The organism is Pseudomonas sp. MS01C9 (genome assembly GCF_058202755.1).
In genome coordinates this window covers 1989644-2003502 of sequence record NZ_CM177073.1, presented here as the reverse complement: position 1 = coordinate 2003502, position 13859 = coordinate 1989644, and the positions used below count along the sequence as shown (strand labels likewise).

At 62.3% G+C, this 13859-nt stretch carries 13 protein-coding genes and 1 riboswitch; of the genes, 7 read left to right on the top strand and 6 right to left on the bottom strand.

Annotated elements, in window-relative coordinates; genetic code table 11:
- Positions 1-12: 12 nt before the first annotated feature.
- A riboswitch (S-adenosyl-L-homocysteine riboswitch) is annotated at positions 13-120 on the bottom strand.
- Positions 121-311: 191 nt separating this feature from the next.
- Both AC1M7R_RS09270 and AC1M7R_RS09265 read left to right on the top strand, forming a co-directional pair.
- Positions 312-713, top strand: a complete 402-nt coding sequence (locus AC1M7R_RS09270; RefSeq protein WP_003206420.1) for an acyl-CoA thioesterase — start codon at positions 312-314, stop codon at positions 711-713.
- A 99-nt stretch (positions 714-812) separates the two neighbouring features.
- A complete protein-coding gene (locus AC1M7R_RS09265; protein ID WP_072390090.1) occupies positions 813-1694 on the top strand; it encodes a formate/nitrite transporter family protein in 882 nt (293 codons plus the stop codon).
- Here AC1M7R_RS09265 and AC1M7R_RS09260 read toward each other — a convergent pair.
- Entirely contained in the window at positions 1645-2814 is a 1170-nt protein-coding gene (locus tag AC1M7R_RS09260) for an MFS transporter (protein WP_072390087.1), read from the bottom strand. The genes AC1M7R_RS09265 and AC1M7R_RS09260 overlap by 50 nt on opposite strands.
- A 237-nt stretch (positions 2815-3051) precedes the next feature.
- Between AC1M7R_RS09260 and AC1M7R_RS09255 the strand changes: the two genes are divergently transcribed.
- Together AC1M7R_RS09255 and AC1M7R_RS09250 are read left to right on the top strand one after the other, a co-directional pair.
- Positions 3052-3885: an EamA family transporter gene (locus tag AC1M7R_RS09255; protein ID WP_072390085.1), complete on the top strand. Its 834-nt coding sequence runs from the start codon at positions 3052-3054 to the stop codon at positions 3883-3885.
- Positions 3886-3936: 51 nt separating this feature from the next.
- On the top strand, positions 3937-4320 hold the full coding sequence (locus tag AC1M7R_RS09250; RefSeq protein ID WP_072390081.1) for an MAPEG family protein: 384 nt from the start codon (positions 3937-3939) through the stop codon (positions 4318-4320).
- A 123-nt stretch (positions 4321-4443) separates the two neighbouring features.
- On the opposite strand, the gene mltA is transcribed toward AC1M7R_RS09250, so the two are convergent.
- Positions 4444-5628, bottom strand: a complete 1185-nt coding sequence (gene mltA / locus AC1M7R_RS09245; RefSeq protein WP_072390078.1) for a murein transglycosylase A — start codon at positions 5626-5628, stop codon at positions 4444-4446.
- Positions 5629-5751: 123 nt separating this feature from the next.
- Between mltA and AC1M7R_RS09240 the strand changes: the two genes are divergently transcribed.
- Entirely contained in the window at positions 5752-6201 is a 450-nt protein-coding gene (locus AC1M7R_RS09240) for a c-type cytochrome (protein WP_072390075.1), read from the top strand.
- A gap of 10 nt (positions 6202-6211) precedes the next feature.
- On the opposite strand, the gene AC1M7R_RS09235 is transcribed toward AC1M7R_RS09240, so the two are convergent.
- Positions 6212-6604, bottom strand: coding sequence for a DUF1090 domain-containing protein (locus AC1M7R_RS09235; RefSeq protein ID WP_072390072.1), 393 nt, complete (start codon positions 6602-6604; stop codon positions 6212-6214).
- Between the two features lie 103 nt (positions 6605-6707).
- Positions 6708-8381, bottom strand: coding sequence for an NAD-dependent DNA ligase LigB (ligB, locus tag AC1M7R_RS09230; protein ID WP_490610369.1), 1674 nt, complete (start codon positions 8379-8381; stop codon positions 6708-6710).
- Between the two features lie 189 nt (positions 8382-8570).
- Between ligB and AC1M7R_RS09225 the strand changes: the two genes are divergently transcribed.
- A complete protein-coding gene (locus AC1M7R_RS09225) occupies positions 8571-9191 on the top strand; it encodes a LysE family translocator (RefSeq protein ID WP_072430876.1) in 621 nt (206 codons plus the stop codon).
- Between the two features lie 128 nt (positions 9192-9319).
- On the opposite strand, the gene metK is transcribed toward AC1M7R_RS09225, so the two are convergent.
- Positions 9320-10510, bottom strand: coding sequence for a methionine adenosyltransferase (gene metK, locus AC1M7R_RS09220; protein WP_072390063.1), 1191 nt, complete (start codon positions 10508-10510; stop codon positions 9320-9322).
- A 19-nt stretch (positions 10511-10529) separates the two neighbouring features.
- A complete protein-coding gene (locus tag AC1M7R_RS09215; protein WP_490610368.1) occupies positions 10530-11525 on the bottom strand; it encodes an ArsR/SmtB family transcription factor in 996 nt (331 codons plus the stop codon).
- 258 nt (positions 11526-11783) lie between these two features.
- Between AC1M7R_RS09215 and tkt the strand changes: the two genes are divergently transcribed.
- On the top strand, positions 11784-13781 hold the full coding sequence (tkt, locus tag AC1M7R_RS09210; RefSeq protein ID WP_490610367.1) for a transketolase: 1998 nt from the start codon (positions 11784-11786) through the stop codon (positions 13779-13781).
- Positions 13782-13859: the final 78 nt, after the last annotated feature.

Sequence of the window (13859 nt, the reverse complement as noted above, 5' to 3'; positions counted from 1 at the left end):
ATTCGTAATGTATGCGAATGGGCGCCGTTGTGCGTTTTAGTGTCTGCGCGGGGTGCCCCGTACAAACAACGCCCCATCCGAGCCTGACAGGTCGAGCCTGCTGCAGCGCCCCTCGGACAGGTGGCGGGAACGGCCCAGTGGGTGGGCCGGATAAAACGGGGCGATTATAACGGGCTAATCGGATCTTCCAAAGGGTTTCTGTCGGCAAATCGAAATTGCTGATGAGCGTCATTGAACCAGCGGCATAGAGCGCTGCCCGGCCAATCTGCCATGATGCGGGCATCCATCGGCCAGACACTCAAGGAGTGATCATGAATTTCCACACCCGCAAATGGGTCAAGCCCGAAGACCTCAATCCCAATGGCACGCTGTTCGGCGGCAGCCTGTTGCGCTGGATCGACGAAGAAGCGGCGATCTATGCCATCGTCCAGCTCGGCAACCAGCGTGTGGTGACCAAATACATCTCCGAGATCAATTTCGTCAGCGCCTCTCGCCAGGGCGACATCATCGAGCTGGGCATTACCGCCACCGAGTTCGGCCGCACCTCCATCACCCTGACCTGCGAAGTGCGCAACAAGATCACCCGCAAGAGCATCCTGACCGTCGAGAAGATGGTCTTCGTCAATCTCGGCGAAGATGGCTTGCCGGCGCCCCATGGCCGGACCGAGATCAAGTACGTCAAGGATCAGTTCAAGGATGCCGTTGTCGAGTGAGAGGGTGGCGGTTTCAAGTTCCGGGAACTTCAGTGCACCACTGAACAGCTCCGGACGCCGCGTGTCGTAGCTACATCACGCCACCGGTTCAGGAGCTGTATGGACACCCACGAAGAAGGCAAGACCCCTGACCTGTCGGCTCAGGAGCAACACGATGTGGACCGCAACCAGCCCCCGCGGGCGGCGGTGCTGCACGAAATCATCCGTACCCAGGGCAACCAGGAATTGGAGCGCAGTATTGCCGCGCTCTGGTGGTCGGCCCTGGCGGCGGGGTTGACCATGGGCCTGTCGTTGATGGCGATGGGGTTGCTCAACTCCCGGCTGCCGGACCACGAAGGTTTCAAGGTGATCGCCAGTCTCGGCTACTGCGCCGGTTTTCTCGCGGTCATTCTTGCGCGCCAGCAGCTTTTCACGGAAAACACCCTGACTGCCGTGCTGCCGATCATGAGCAAGCCCACCCTGGGCAATTTCGGCCGTTTGTTGCGGCTGTGGGGAGTGGTGCTGGTGGGCAACCTGTGCGGCACCCTGCTGGTGGCCTACGTGATGTTGCACCTGCCGATCTTCGACCGCCGCACCGACCTGGCTTTCCTGGAAATCGGCCGCAAGGTCATGGAAAACGACACGGGCCAGATGTTCGCCAAGGGCATCATTTCCGGGTGGATGATCGCCACCATGGTCTGGATGATCCCCTCCATGGAGAGCGCCAAGATGTGGATCATCATCCTCATCACCTACCTCATGGCGCTCGGGGACTTCACCCACATCGTCGTCGGCTCGGCCGAAGTGTCCTACCTGGTCTTCGCCGGCCAGTTGTCATGGGAGGACTTCTGGCTGGTGTTCGCCGCGCCGACCCTGGCGGGGAACATCATCGGCGGCAGTTGCATCTTCGCGCTGATCAGCCACGCACAGGTGCGCAGCGAGAGCGGCACGCCTAGTCGGCCGCGCCCAGCGGGACCTCCTGGCGACGCTGGCGATAAATGAAATACACCGCGGTCAGCACGGTCAATCCGCCGACCAGGGCGCCGGTCCACGGCAGATCGGCCAGGTTGACCCCGCTGGCCACCACCAGGCCGCCGATCCACGCACCAGTGGCATTGCCGAGGTTGAACGCGCTCTGGTTCAGGGTCGAGCCGAGGTTCGGCGCTTCGTGGGCCTGATCGATGATCAGCAACTGCAGGATCGGGCACAGGGCGAAGGCGAAGATTCCCCACAGCACCAGCGTGATCGCCGCTGGAATCACCGATTGACTGGTCTGGCTGAATGCCGCCAGTACCAGCACCACGGCCAGGGCCATGCCCACCAGTGACGGCAGCAGGCGTCGGTCGGCCAGGCGCCCGCCAAGAAAACTGCCGGCGGTCAGGCCGACGCCGAACAACAGCAACATGATCGTGATGCCGTGGGGGCTGACGCCGGTGATGTCCTGCAGGATGGGCGCGATGTAGGTGAAGACGCTGAAGAGACTGGTGGACGCCAGCACGCTCATGCCCAGGGCGAGCAACACATTGGCCTTGCCCAGGACCTTGAACTCACTGGCCAGGTCGGCTTTCTCCATGGGAATTTCCTTGGGCAACCAGGCCCATTGGGCAATGGCGGCGATCACTCCGATCACCGATACCGCCCAGAACGTCGAACGCCAGCCGGCGTATTGTCCCAACGCCGTGCCCAGCGGGACGCCGAGTACATTGGCCAGGGTCAGGCCGGTGAACATCATCGCAATGGCCTGGGCCCGCTTGTTCGGCGCCACCAACCCGGCCGCCACCACGGAGCCGATGCCGAAAAAGGCGCCGTGGCATAACGCAGTGATGACCCGCGCGGCCATCAGCGTCAGGTAGTTCGGGGCCAGGGCGCAGAGCACGTTGCCCAGGATGAACATCAGCGTCATGCCCAGCAGCGTGGCCTTGCGCGGCATGTTGGCGGTGCCCACCGCGAGCACGGGCGCGCCGAACACGACGCCCAGGGCATAGCCTGTAATCAGCAGTCCGGCCTGGGGAATGCTCACGGCCAGGTCGCGGGCGACATCGGGAAGCAGCCCCATGATGACGAATTCGGTGGTGCCGATGCCGAAAGCGGCAACGGCCAGGGCAAGCAAGGCGAGTGGCATGCGCAAGGTCTCTGTCTGTAGTCTTGACGCTGTGATCAGGCATACGCACGCCGATGCCTTTCAAGGAAGCGGGCAACAGCGAATTTTATTGGAATTGATTTATGCGCAACTGAGTGCGGCGTGGTCGCTTGCAGTATAAACGTCAGCCGGCGGATCGCGAAAAATTCATCAGCCTCAAGGGGTGCAGGCGTTGCCTGGGCAGCGCCCGCTGGAGCGGGGCAGGAAAAGGAGTATGCCGTGCTTGCAACGGCCTTGGTGCTGGTGGCTGCGCTGCTGCATGCGGCGTGGAATACATTGATCAAATTCAGTGGCGAACGTCTGCTGGTGGTGGCTTGCATGGACAGCGTGGCCTTGCTGTTCGCGGCGCTGGCCCTGGGTTTCGTGGCGCTGCCACCGATGGAAATCTGGCCATGGATCCTGGCATCGGCGGCGTTCGAGCTGTTGTATCGCTATTTGCTGATCCAGGCTTACCGGGTCGGTGACCTCGGGTTGGTCTACCCCTTGATGCGCGGCCTGTCGCCCTTGGTGGTGCTGGCCCTGACGCTGATCTTTGCCGGGGAGGTACTGACGACCCAGCAGGTCCTCGGCATCCTGTTGATTCCGTTTGGCATGCTGTGCCTGTTATGGCAAGGCGGGGGCGGCGAACGATTGCCCTGGTCGATGTTGCCAGTGGTGGCGCTGATCGGGCTGTGCATCGGTTGCTACACCTACATCGACGGCCAGGCCCTGCGGCGCTGGTCCCACCCGTTGGATTACCTGGTCTGGATCACGTTGTTCTGTGCCTGGCCGTTTCCGTTGCTGGCCTGGGTGAGCAAGCGCCCAGCGTTCATGCTGTTCTGGCGCCAACAATGGCGGCTGGGCCTGGCAGTCGGATTCTGCGTATTGTTCAGCTACGCTCTGGTGCTATGGGCCATGCAACTGGGGTCGATCGCCGAAGCGGCGGCGCTGCGGGAGATCAGCGTGATCCTGGTGGTGCTGTTCGGCATGCGCTACCTGAAAGAACCTTTCGGCCGGCCACGGCTCTTAGCCTGCGGGCTGGTGCTGATCGGCATGCTGGTGATGAAATTCTGACCAGCCCCCGAATTCACGATTCTCGATAAAACTCAAAGAAGGAACTGCCTCATGACGGTTGCCCTGTGGTGTATTTTGATTGCTTTTCTCCTGCCTTACCTATGTGTCGGCATCGCCAAGGCCGGCGGGAAATACCGGTTGCGGGATAATCACGATCCGCGGGACTTTCTCGACTCGCTCGAAGGCGCACCGCGGCGCGCCTACGCCGCACAACTGAACAGCTTTGAAATCTCCCCGTTCTTTGCCGCCGCGGTGATTGTTGCGCACCTGGCCGGCAATGCCGAGCTGGTCACCATCAACGTCCTGGCCGTGCTGTTCATCACCAGTCGCCTGCTCTACATCATCTGCTACCTGGCGGACTGGGCGATCCTGCGTTCGCTGGTGTGGTTCGTGGGGGTGGGGCTGGTGGCGAGCTTCTTCTTCGTTTCCATCTGAGCCTGGCGGTTGGGTCATGGCCGACCCCATCGCGAGCTGGCTCGTCCTGCATCGGGTCTGGCTCTGCAAGAGATCAGTTGCGGGAGCTAGCCTGTTAGCGATGGGGTGGGGCAATCACCCCCCTTAGGGGTTGGTGGTCACTGCATTCGCCACCTGTGGCACTTGCGGCAATGCCATGCCCTTGGGCCAGAGCATCCAGATCTGGCCTTGTTGCTTCATGTCTCCGGCCAGTTGCCCTGCGGCCTCGCCCGTGCCCCAGAACAGGTCCGCACGGACTTCGCCGGCGATGGCGCCGCCGGTGTCCTGGGCGGCGACGGGTCGATGCAGCGGGCTGCCATCAGGGCGTGTGGTGGACAGCCATAACAGACTGCCCAACGGAATCACCTTGCGATCCACCGCCACGCTGTAGCCCGCAGTCAGGGGCACATTCAGCGAACCGCGCGGGCCTTCGTTGCTGTCTGGGTTGCGGTTGAAGAATACGTAGCTCGGGTTGCTGGCCAGCAACTCGGGTATCCGGGTCGGGTGTGCCTTGGCCCAGGCGCTGATGCTGCCCATGGTCACGTCTTCTTTCTTCAACTCGCCCTGTTCCACCAGCCAGCGTCCGATGGGGCGGTAAGGATGACCGTTCTGGTCGGCATAGCCGATGCGCAGCAGGCGACCGTCATCGAGCCGGATGCGGCCCGAGCCCTGGATTTGCAGGAACTGGAGGTTCATCGGGTCCGTCAGCCAGGCGATCACCGGTGCCTTCACCCCATTGGTTTCGATGGTGGCCGCGTCGTCATAGGGCTTGAGCACCCGACCTTCGAGGCGACCGCGCAGGCGTTTGCCCTTGAGTTCGGGATAGATACTGTCCAGCGACACGATGATCATGTCTTCAGGCACGCCGTACACCGGCACGTTGGCAACGGCGGTCCGGGTCAGGCTGCCCGGGTAGACCGGCTCGTAGTAACCGGTGATCAGGCCGTTGGGGCTGTTGTCCCCGGAGCGCAAGCCGTAGACCTCCAAATTCTGCTTCAGGAAGTTGCGCACATCGGAGGCGGCCTGCGGCACGTTGGCCGCCGCCGCGCAGGTCGAACCCCAGGTCGCATCGGCCTTGAGCCGGGTGCACGCGCTGCGCCAGGCGCCAAAACCGGCCAGCAGGTCTTCATCGGAGACCGCCGGCAAGGCTTCCCAAGGTGCGCTGACATAGGTGGCGAGCGCGTGGGTCTTGGGCTCCTCGGTCTTTTCGCCGGGGTTGCAACCACTCAGCAGGGCAATCAGAGAGAGGGGCAACGCCAGGCTTTTGTGCCAGGTTTTGAAGCGGTTCATGAGATTTCCTTCGCGGGTCGTATGCGTGCCAGGGCGTGCGCACAACCCTTGTTGTGAATAGGGCTATTGGTCTTTGCCGGCGACACGAGGATACTGGCTGCCGTTTCCTGACCCGAGGCCAAGATGTTTGCAAAACGTTTTTTCATGGCAGTGCTGGCTTGCCTGACGTTGTCCGCCTGCGGCGGTGTCGACCCCAATTCTCCCTTGGGCCAGCGCAAGGCGATCTTCAAGCAGATGCTCAAGACCAATGAAGAGCTGGGCGGCATGTTGCGCGGTCGCATCCCGTTCGATGGGGCGCGTTTCGCCGAAGGCGCGGTGCAACTGGACCAACTGTCCCGCGAGCCGTGGAAACATTTCCCGCAGGTGCGGGAGGAGGACCACACCAGCGCCCGGGATGAGGTCTGGCAAAAACAGGCGCGCTTCCAGGAGCTGGCGCGCAGCCTCGAGGCGGCCACCGCTGAGTTGGTGACTGCCAGCAAGGTCCAGCCTTACAGGGCCAGCTACCTCGGGCCGGCGGTGCAGAAGGTCGAAGACGCCTGCAGTGCCTGTCATAAAGAGTTTCGGGACTACTGAGAACGGTTGCTTATTTATCCAGCTCCTCCACGGCTTCCTGCAATTCCTTGCGGGAGGCCGCCAACTTGTCCTTGCGCTTGTTGATCCGCTCCGGGTCGCCTTTTTTCATGGCCTTTTCCAGGTCGGCCTGACGCTGGCTGACTTCGTGCTTGGCTTCAAGCACTTTGTTCTCACGTTCCTTGCGCAAGGAAGCGTCGGTGCAATGGGTGGTGACTTCGTTCAGCGCCGTTTCGAGGCCGGCCTGCTGCTCCTGGTTGCCCCGGGACTTGGCCAGTTCGATCTGATTGATGATGCCTTGACGCTTGGCCGCGCAGCCGGTGAGTTCCGGTGCCTGCTCGTCCGCCCAAAGAGGGGCGGTCATGAGGCTGCATAAGGCCAGCAGGACGGGGGGCAGGAAATTCATAGCAACTCCAAAAAAGGCAAATCCGTAAAAAACTCGCAAGCCAGCGGTGCAGCTGCGCTGTTGGAACGCATGCCAGCCCCTTGGGTTCAACCGCGCGGCCTGATCAGAAACCGTCGATCCCGGCAGCACGCAATATCTCGCTTAACGCCAGCACGTGCGGGTCGCGGAAAAAAGCGCTCAGTTGCGCGGCGCGCCCCGGCCCGATACCGGCCTCGGCTTGCCATTGTACGGTGTCTCGTTCGGCCAGCACCTGCCAAGGGCCCTCCAGCCGGGCCCCGCCAGCAGGTGGCAGGCCCAGGGCCTTGAGCCACTGCTCGAAAGGACGTTGTCTGGCACTGTGCAGGCCGGCGAGCAGGCGGTCGCGGCTGCGTTCGCCGAAGCCGGACATGTTAGCAAGCTCGGCGGCATCGAGGGTCATCCAATCCAGCAATCCGTCGAGTCGGCCCGCGGCCAGGAGTTTTTCCCAAGTGCCAGGACCAACATGGGGCAGGGCGAGCCCATGTTTGCCGCTCAGCCAATTCAGGCGCGCGAGAAACTGGCTTTCGCAGCCGGGTGTCGGCTCCCAGCAACTGAGGAAGTGATAGTCGGCTGCCACCGGAGCATCGATGTCCTGCCGCACGACGCTGCGCAGCACGACGCTGTCGAGGCGAGGAATGGTCAGCCCGGCCAGGCTGATGGCGACCTGGTCGCCGGGGCGGATATCCATTTCTTCCCATTGCTTGAGGGAGCTGACACTCACCCGACGGATTCGTCGATCGTCAAGCATGACGGGCTCGAGCTCAAGAACCGGGGTGATACGTCCGGTCCGACCGACGTTGAAGCGGACCTTGCGCACCCCGGCCAGGGCTTGGGCGTAGGGGTATTTCCAGGCCACGCTCCAGAAAGGCGCCCTGGCTTGCCAGCGGTTGGCCGGTGGGCGGCGGCTCTGGCGCAGGACGATGCCATCGCTGACGAACGGCAATGGTGTGCGATACCAGTGGTCGCGCCAATGTTCGACATCGGCCAGCGCCTGGACCGGCTGGTTGTAGTCGATGGTGTCAGCGAAGCCCAGTTCCTTCAGCATGGCCGTCCGCTCGGGCAGGGTCTGCGGCCCTGCCGGCCATTCCCAGACAAACAGGCCGATGTCTGCGGCTTCCTGTGCGGTCAGGTTGCTGCGGGCCACCAGGCCCGACACGGTGGCGCGGGCGTTGAGGCTACCGCTGCTGGCCTGGACATGCTCGCCCAGGCGCCAGTACAACTCGCCCTGCACCAGCAGGTCCACAGGTTGGCGCAGCTGTCGTGGAATGGCGCCGATCTTGCGCGCGTTCGCAGTCCAGTCCTGCCCCTTAATGCCATCCCCACGGCTGATTGCCCGATGCAGGCGCCCCTCGCGGTAGACCAGGGTCACCGCCACGCCATCGACTTTCGGTTGCACCCAGACGTCCTGGCGGCCATTGAGCCAGGCCTGTACGGCCGAGGCGTCCTTGAGCTTCTCCAGGCCTGTATGAATGACTGGATGCGGTACTTTCCCGCGAGCCGTGCGCAACGGATTGGCTGGCGCAGGAAGGTCGAGACAGTTGCGCCATCGCTCCAGTTGCGCGCGGGACTGGTCGTAAAGCTCATCGGCCACCGGCGACCGGCCGAGGCGGTGGTAGCTGTCGTCCCAGGCGTCGATCTGGCGTTGCCGGGCGGCGATTTCCGCCTGGGTTCGTTCGGCCGGCCAGTCGGGACAGGTCGCTGCATTAACGGAGGCGGCTACGAACAGGGAATAAACGAGTACATGAAATAACGCTGGCATCGAAGCATCCTTGCTTGGTTGGGTCTTTCAAGGCTAGCCACGCTCGCGCAAGCTGCGAGGCCTGGAGCGTTACCGGGCGTTGCGGCGGCGGTACAGTGTGGTGCGATCTAGCTGTGCAACTGTCCCTTGAACCCAGCCTGGGGCGGGGCACAATGGTGCCTCGATCCGCCCAGCCAGGAGTGCCCCTCGATGGACCTGACGACACTCGCCGTTTTCATTCCGGCCTGCTTCGCGCTGAACATGGCGCCCGGGCCCAATAACCTGTTATCCATCAGCAACGCCTCGCGTTATGGCTTTGTCCGGGCGTGCAGCGGAGGCATCGGTCGACTGGTGGCATTTGCAATCATGATCGCCCTGGCAGCGGTGGGGCTCACCGCCGTGCTGCATACCTCGGAAGTGCTGTTCCTGGGAATCAAGCTTGTCGGTGCCGGTTATCTGTTCTACCTCGCCGTGCAGTTGTGGCGCGCTCAGCCTGAGGCCGGTAGCGAAGCGGCGATCACGACGATCAGCATGACCAGCCTGGCACGCCAGGAATTCCTGGTGGCGATCGGTAATCCGAAGGCGATCCTGTTGTTTACCGCGTTCCTGCCGCAGTTCGTCGACAGGGCGGGCACCGTTACCCAACAGTTCGCGGTGCTGGGCGGTTTGTTCCTGGCGCTGGAGTGCATTGCCATCGGGTTGTATTGCTACATGGGCATCCATGCGCGGCGGCTGTTCGCCCAGCCCAGTGGCAAGCGTCTGTTCAACCGGATGTGTGCGGGGCTGCTGGCCGGTGCGGCGTCGTTTTTGCTGGTGGCACGCAGGACTTAGATCACCTGAGGGCCCTATTTGGGCCGGGGACTTGTCCCTCGCCACAGGAACGGCGCCTGATTTTGATTTTTTGATGAAAAAGCCCCTGGCGACCGGATCGCCAGGGGCTTTTTCATGGCTGCGGGGTATTACAGGCCGGCAGCGGCGCGCAGAGCGTCGGCGCGGTCGGTCTTTTCCCAGGTGAAGGTGGTGAAGGTATCGCCATCGACTGTCTTGGTCTGCGGCGTGCGGCCGAAGTGACCGTAGGCCGCAGTCTCCTGGTACATCGGATGCAGCAGGTCGAGCATTGTGGTGATGGCGTATGGACGCAGGTCGAACACTTCGCGTACCAGCTTGATGATCTTGTCGTCGCCGATCTTGCCGGTGCCGAAGGTGTTCAACGAGATCGAAGTCGGCTGGGCGACGCCGATGGCGTACGACACCTGGATCTCGCAGCGCTCGGCCAGGCCGGCGGCCACGATGTTCTTGGCCACGTAGCGACCGGCATAGGCGGCAGAGCGGTCAACCTTCGAAGGATCCTTGCCGGAGAACGCGCCGCCACCGTGACGGGCCATGCCGCCGTAGCTGTCGACGATGATCTTGCGACCAGTCAGGCCGCAGTCGCCCACCGGGCCACCGATGATGAAGTTGCCGGTCGGGTTGATGTGGAACTGGGTGTCCTTGTTCAGCAGCTCGGCAGGCACTACGTGCTTGACTATCAGTTCCATCACGCCTTCGCGCAGGTCTTTGTAGGAGACTTCCGGGTTGTGCTGGGTCGACAGCACGATGGCGTCGATGCCGACCACCTTGCCATTTTCGTAGCGGCACGTGACCTGAGACTTGGCATCCGGACGCAGCCATGGCAGCAGGCCGGACTTGCGTGCCTCGGCCTGGCGTTGCACCAATTGGTGCGAGAACGTGATCGGGGCGGGCATCAGCACGTCGGTTTCGTTGCTGGCGTAGCCGAACATCAGGCCCTGGTCGCCGGCACCCTGGTCTTCCGGCTTGCTGCGGTCCACGCCCTGGGCGATGTCCACCGACTGCTTGCCGATGATGTTCATCACGCCGCAGGTCGCGCCGTCGAAGCCGACCTCGGAGCTGTTGTAGCCGATGCCCAGGATGACGTCGCGAACGATCTGTTCCAGGTCGACCCAGGCCGAGGTGGTGACTTCGCCAGCGATGATCGCCACGCCCGTTTTCACCAGAGTCTCGCACGCCACGCGGGCGAACTTGTCTTCAGCAATGATGGCGTCCAGCACCGCATCAGAAATCTGGTCGGCGATTTTGTCCGGATGCCCTTCAGACACGGACTCGGAGGTGAAAAGGGAGTATTCGCTCATCTCGATGTTTTCCTACAAGTTACCGATGGTGAGTGTCACCAGCCGGCCGCTGAAAATGGCGGACCTGGATCTGGAAACCATTTCGTAAGCCTACATAGAGGCTTTCCCCGGGCACGAGGCCCGCAGTGGTGGCCCAACGGGCCAGGTCGTCCTGTTCGAACCCCAGCCAGAGATCACCGCAGGCCTCCCTGGCCCAGCTCTGGTTGTGGCTGCATAACTCTGTCACCAGCAGGCTGCCGCCTGGTTGCAGCAGGCCGGCCATGTGCTTGAGGGCATCGGCCGGCGCGGCGAAATGATGAAGTACCATGTTCAATACGACGCAATCGGCCTGCAGGTTCACACCATTCAAGGCATCGGCCAATTGCAGGCTGACATTAGTCAGGGTTTCGCGCTCGCATACCTGGCGAGCCAGCTCGAGCATGGCCGGGCTGTTGTCCAGCGCCGTGACCTGGCTGAAGCGTCTTGCCAGTTCCGGCAGGAAGGCGCCATCGCCAGGACCCACCTCGATGGCGGTGGCGTCGGCCGCAAAGCTAAGTTTGTCCAGCAGCGCCAAGACACTTTCACGGTATTGCGGCAATCCTGCGATCAGGTCCTGCTGGGCGCGAAATTTCTCCGCGACCCGGGCAAAAAAATCCTGGCTGGCGGCGGCCCGTTGCCCATGGACCTGGGCAATGCGAGCCTGCACGTCCGTCGGCAGGCTCAGCTCGTCCACTTCTTCCAGCAATGCCGCGTGCAGCTTGCCACCCAGAAGGTCGGTGTGGGGCAGGGCGCGACGGTAGAAAATTGCATTGCCTTCACGGCGGGTCGCCACCAGGTCGGCCTGGGCGAGGACCTTGAGGTGATGGCTCATGCCGGACTGGCCGATGCCGAAGATCTGTGCCAGCTCCAGCACGCCGAACGAATCGTTGGCCAGGGCACGCAACACATTGAGGCGCAACGGGTCGCCACCGGCCTTGCAAAGGGCCGCCAGTTCATCGCTATCGTTATGCTGAAGGGAAGGCGCACGTAAGTTCATAGGGCGGCAGTCTAGACAGGGGGTTATGTCATCGCAAGTTCAATATCAAAAAGTTTTGATATTGAACGATAAATGGCACTTCCCGGAGCGCGCTCGACTCTACAGCTCATCAGCGGAAAGGTTTCACCTGGCGAAAGCGACTTTATCCACCGGAAAAACCGCTCTGGATGACTATCTGTCATTGCCCCCGGGCGGGTGGGTGAGGGAAAATGCTCGCCTTTTTTCAGTTTCGTCTATTCAAAACCCAGGAGATCAGCGATGCCCAGCCGTCGTGAGCGTGCCAATGCCATTCGTGCCCTCAGCATGGATGCCGTGCAAAAAGCCAACAGCGGCCATCCAGGTGCCCCGATGGGCATGGCGGATATCGCCGAGGTGCTGTGGCGCGACTACCTCAAGCACAATCCGAGCAATCCGTCCTTCGCCGACCGTGACCGCTTCGTGCTGTCCAACGGTCACGGTTCGATGTTGATCTACTCGCTGCTGCACCTGACCGGTTACGACCTGTCGATCGATGACCTGAAGAACTTCCGCCAGTTACACAGCCGCACCCCGGGCCATCCGGAATACGGCTACACCCCGGGCGTCGAAACGACCACCGGCCCGTTGGGCCAGGGCCTCGCCAACGCGGTGGGTTTTGCCCTCGCCGAAAAAGTTCTGGCGGCCCAGTTCAACCGTCCTGGCCATAACGTGGTCGATCACCATACCTACGTATTCCTGGGCGATGGCTGCATGATGGAAGGTATTTCCCATGAAGTCGCCTCCCTGGCCGGCACCCTGGGCCTGGACAAGCTGATCGCTTTCTACGATGACAATGGCATTTCCATCGACGGCGAAGTCGAGGGCTGGTTTACCGACGACACCCCCAAGCGCTTCGAAGCCTATAACTGGCTGGTGATCCGCAACGTCGACGGCCATGACCCGGAAGAAATCAAGACCGCCATCGAGACCGCTCGCAAGAGCGCCCAGCCGACCCTGATCTGCTGCAAGACCACCATCGGTTTCGGCTCCCCCAACAAGCAAGGCAAGGAAGACTGCCACGGGGCCCCGCTGGGCGCCGAGGAAATCGCCCTGACCCGCGCCGCGTTGAAGTGGGAGCACGGTCCGTTCGAAATCCCTGCCGACATCTATGCCGAATGGGACGCCAAGGAAAAAGGTCGTGCGCTCGAAGCCGATTGGGATCAGCGTTTCGCTGCCTATTCCGCCGAGTTCCCTGCGCTGGCCAATGAACTGGTCCGTCGCCTCAGTGGCGAGCTGCCAGCCGACTTCGCCGAAAAGGCCTCGGCCTATATCGCCGAAGTCGCAGCCAAGGGCGAAACCATCGCCAGCCGCAAGGCCAGCCAGAACACCCTCAATGCCTTCGGCCCGTTGTTGCCCGAGCTGCTGGGCGGTTCGGCCGACCTGGCCGGTTCCAACCTGACCCTGTGGAAAGGCTGCAAGGGCGTCAGTGCCGAAGATGCCAGTGGCAACTACATGTACTACGGCGTGCGTGAGTTCGGCATGAGCGCCATCATGAACGGCGTAGCCCTGCATGGCGGCCTGGTGCCTTATGGCGCGACCTTCCTGATGTTCATGGAGTACGCCCGCAACGCCGTGCGCATGTCGGCGCTGATGAAAAAGCGCGTGCTCTATGTGTTCACCCACGACTCCATCGGCCTGGGCGAAGACGGCCCGACTCACCAGCCGATCGAGCAACTGGCCAGCCTGCGCTGCACTCCGAACCTCGATACCTGGCGCCCATGCGATGCCGTGGAGTCGGCGGTGGCCTGGAAATACGCCATCGAGCGCAACGATGGCCCATCGGCCTTGATCTTCTCCCGTCAGAACCTGCAGCACCAGGCCCGTGAAGCTGGCCAGATCGACGACATTTCCCGTGGCGGCTATGTGCTCAAGGACTGCATCGGTGAGCCCGAGCTGATTCTGATTGCCACCGGTTCCGAAGTCGGCCTGGCCGTCCAGGCCTACGACAAGCTGACCGCCCAAGGCCGCAACGTGCGTGTGGTGTCCATGCCATGCACCAGCGTGTTCGATGCCCAGGACGCCGGCTACAAGCAGTCGGTATTGCCACTGCAGGTCAGCGCCCGGATCGCCATCGAGGCCGCTCACGCCGATTACTGGTACAAGTACGTTGGCCTGGAAGGCCGCGTGATCGGCATGACCACCTACGGTGAATCGGCACCTGCCGCAGCCTTGTTCGAAGAGTTCGGTTTTACCCTGGAGAACATCCTGGGTCAGGCTGAAGAGCTGCTGGAAGACTGATCCGCAAACAGGTTGTCTGTTCTGACGCCATCGCGAGCAAGCTCGCTCCCACAAGGGTTTTCACCGACCCTGTGGGAG

Coding starts and splice junctions, on each gene's coding strand:
- AC1M7R_RS09270 (WP_003206420.1), top strand. CDS start 312: ATGAATTTCCACACCCGCAAATGGGTCAAGCCCGAAGACCTCAATCCC.
- AC1M7R_RS09265 (WP_072390090.1), top strand. CDS start 813: ATGGACACCCACGAAGAAGGCAAGACCCCTGACCTGTCGGCTCAGGAG.
- AC1M7R_RS09260 (WP_072390087.1), bottom strand. CDS start 2,814: ATGCCACTCGCCTTGCTTGCCCTGGCCGTTGCCGCTTTCGGCATCGGC.
- AC1M7R_RS09250 (WP_072390081.1), top strand. CDS start 3,937: ATGACGGTTGCCCTGTGGTGTATTTTGATTGCTTTTCTCCTGCCTTAC.
- mltA (WP_072390078.1), bottom strand. CDS start 5,628: ATGAACCGCTTCAAAACCTGGCACAAAAGCCTGGCGTTGCCCCTCTCT.
- AC1M7R_RS09240 (WP_072390075.1), top strand. CDS start 5,752: ATGTTTGCAAAACGTTTTTTCATGGCAGTGCTGGCTTGCCTGACGTTG.
- AC1M7R_RS09235 (WP_072390072.1), bottom strand. CDS start 6,604: ATGAATTTCCTGCCCCCCGTCCTGCTGGCCTTATGCAGCCTCATGACC.
- ligB (WP_490610369.1), bottom strand. CDS start 8,381: ATGCCAGCGTTATTTCATGTACTCGTTTATTCCCTGTTCGTAGCCGCC.
- AC1M7R_RS09225 (WP_072430876.1), top strand. CDS start 8,571: ATGGACCTGACGACACTCGCCGTTTTCATTCCGGCCTGCTTCGCGCTG.
- metK (WP_072390063.1), bottom strand. CDS start 10,510: ATGAGCGAATACTCCCTTTTCACCTCCGAGTCCGTGTCTGAAGGGCAT.
- AC1M7R_RS09215 (WP_490610368.1), bottom strand. CDS start 11,525: ATGAACTTACGTGCGCCTTCCCTTCAGCATAACGATAGCGATGAACTG.
- tkt (WP_490610367.1), top strand. CDS start 11,784: ATGCCCAGCCGTCGTGAGCGTGCCAATGCCATTCGTGCCCTCAGCATG.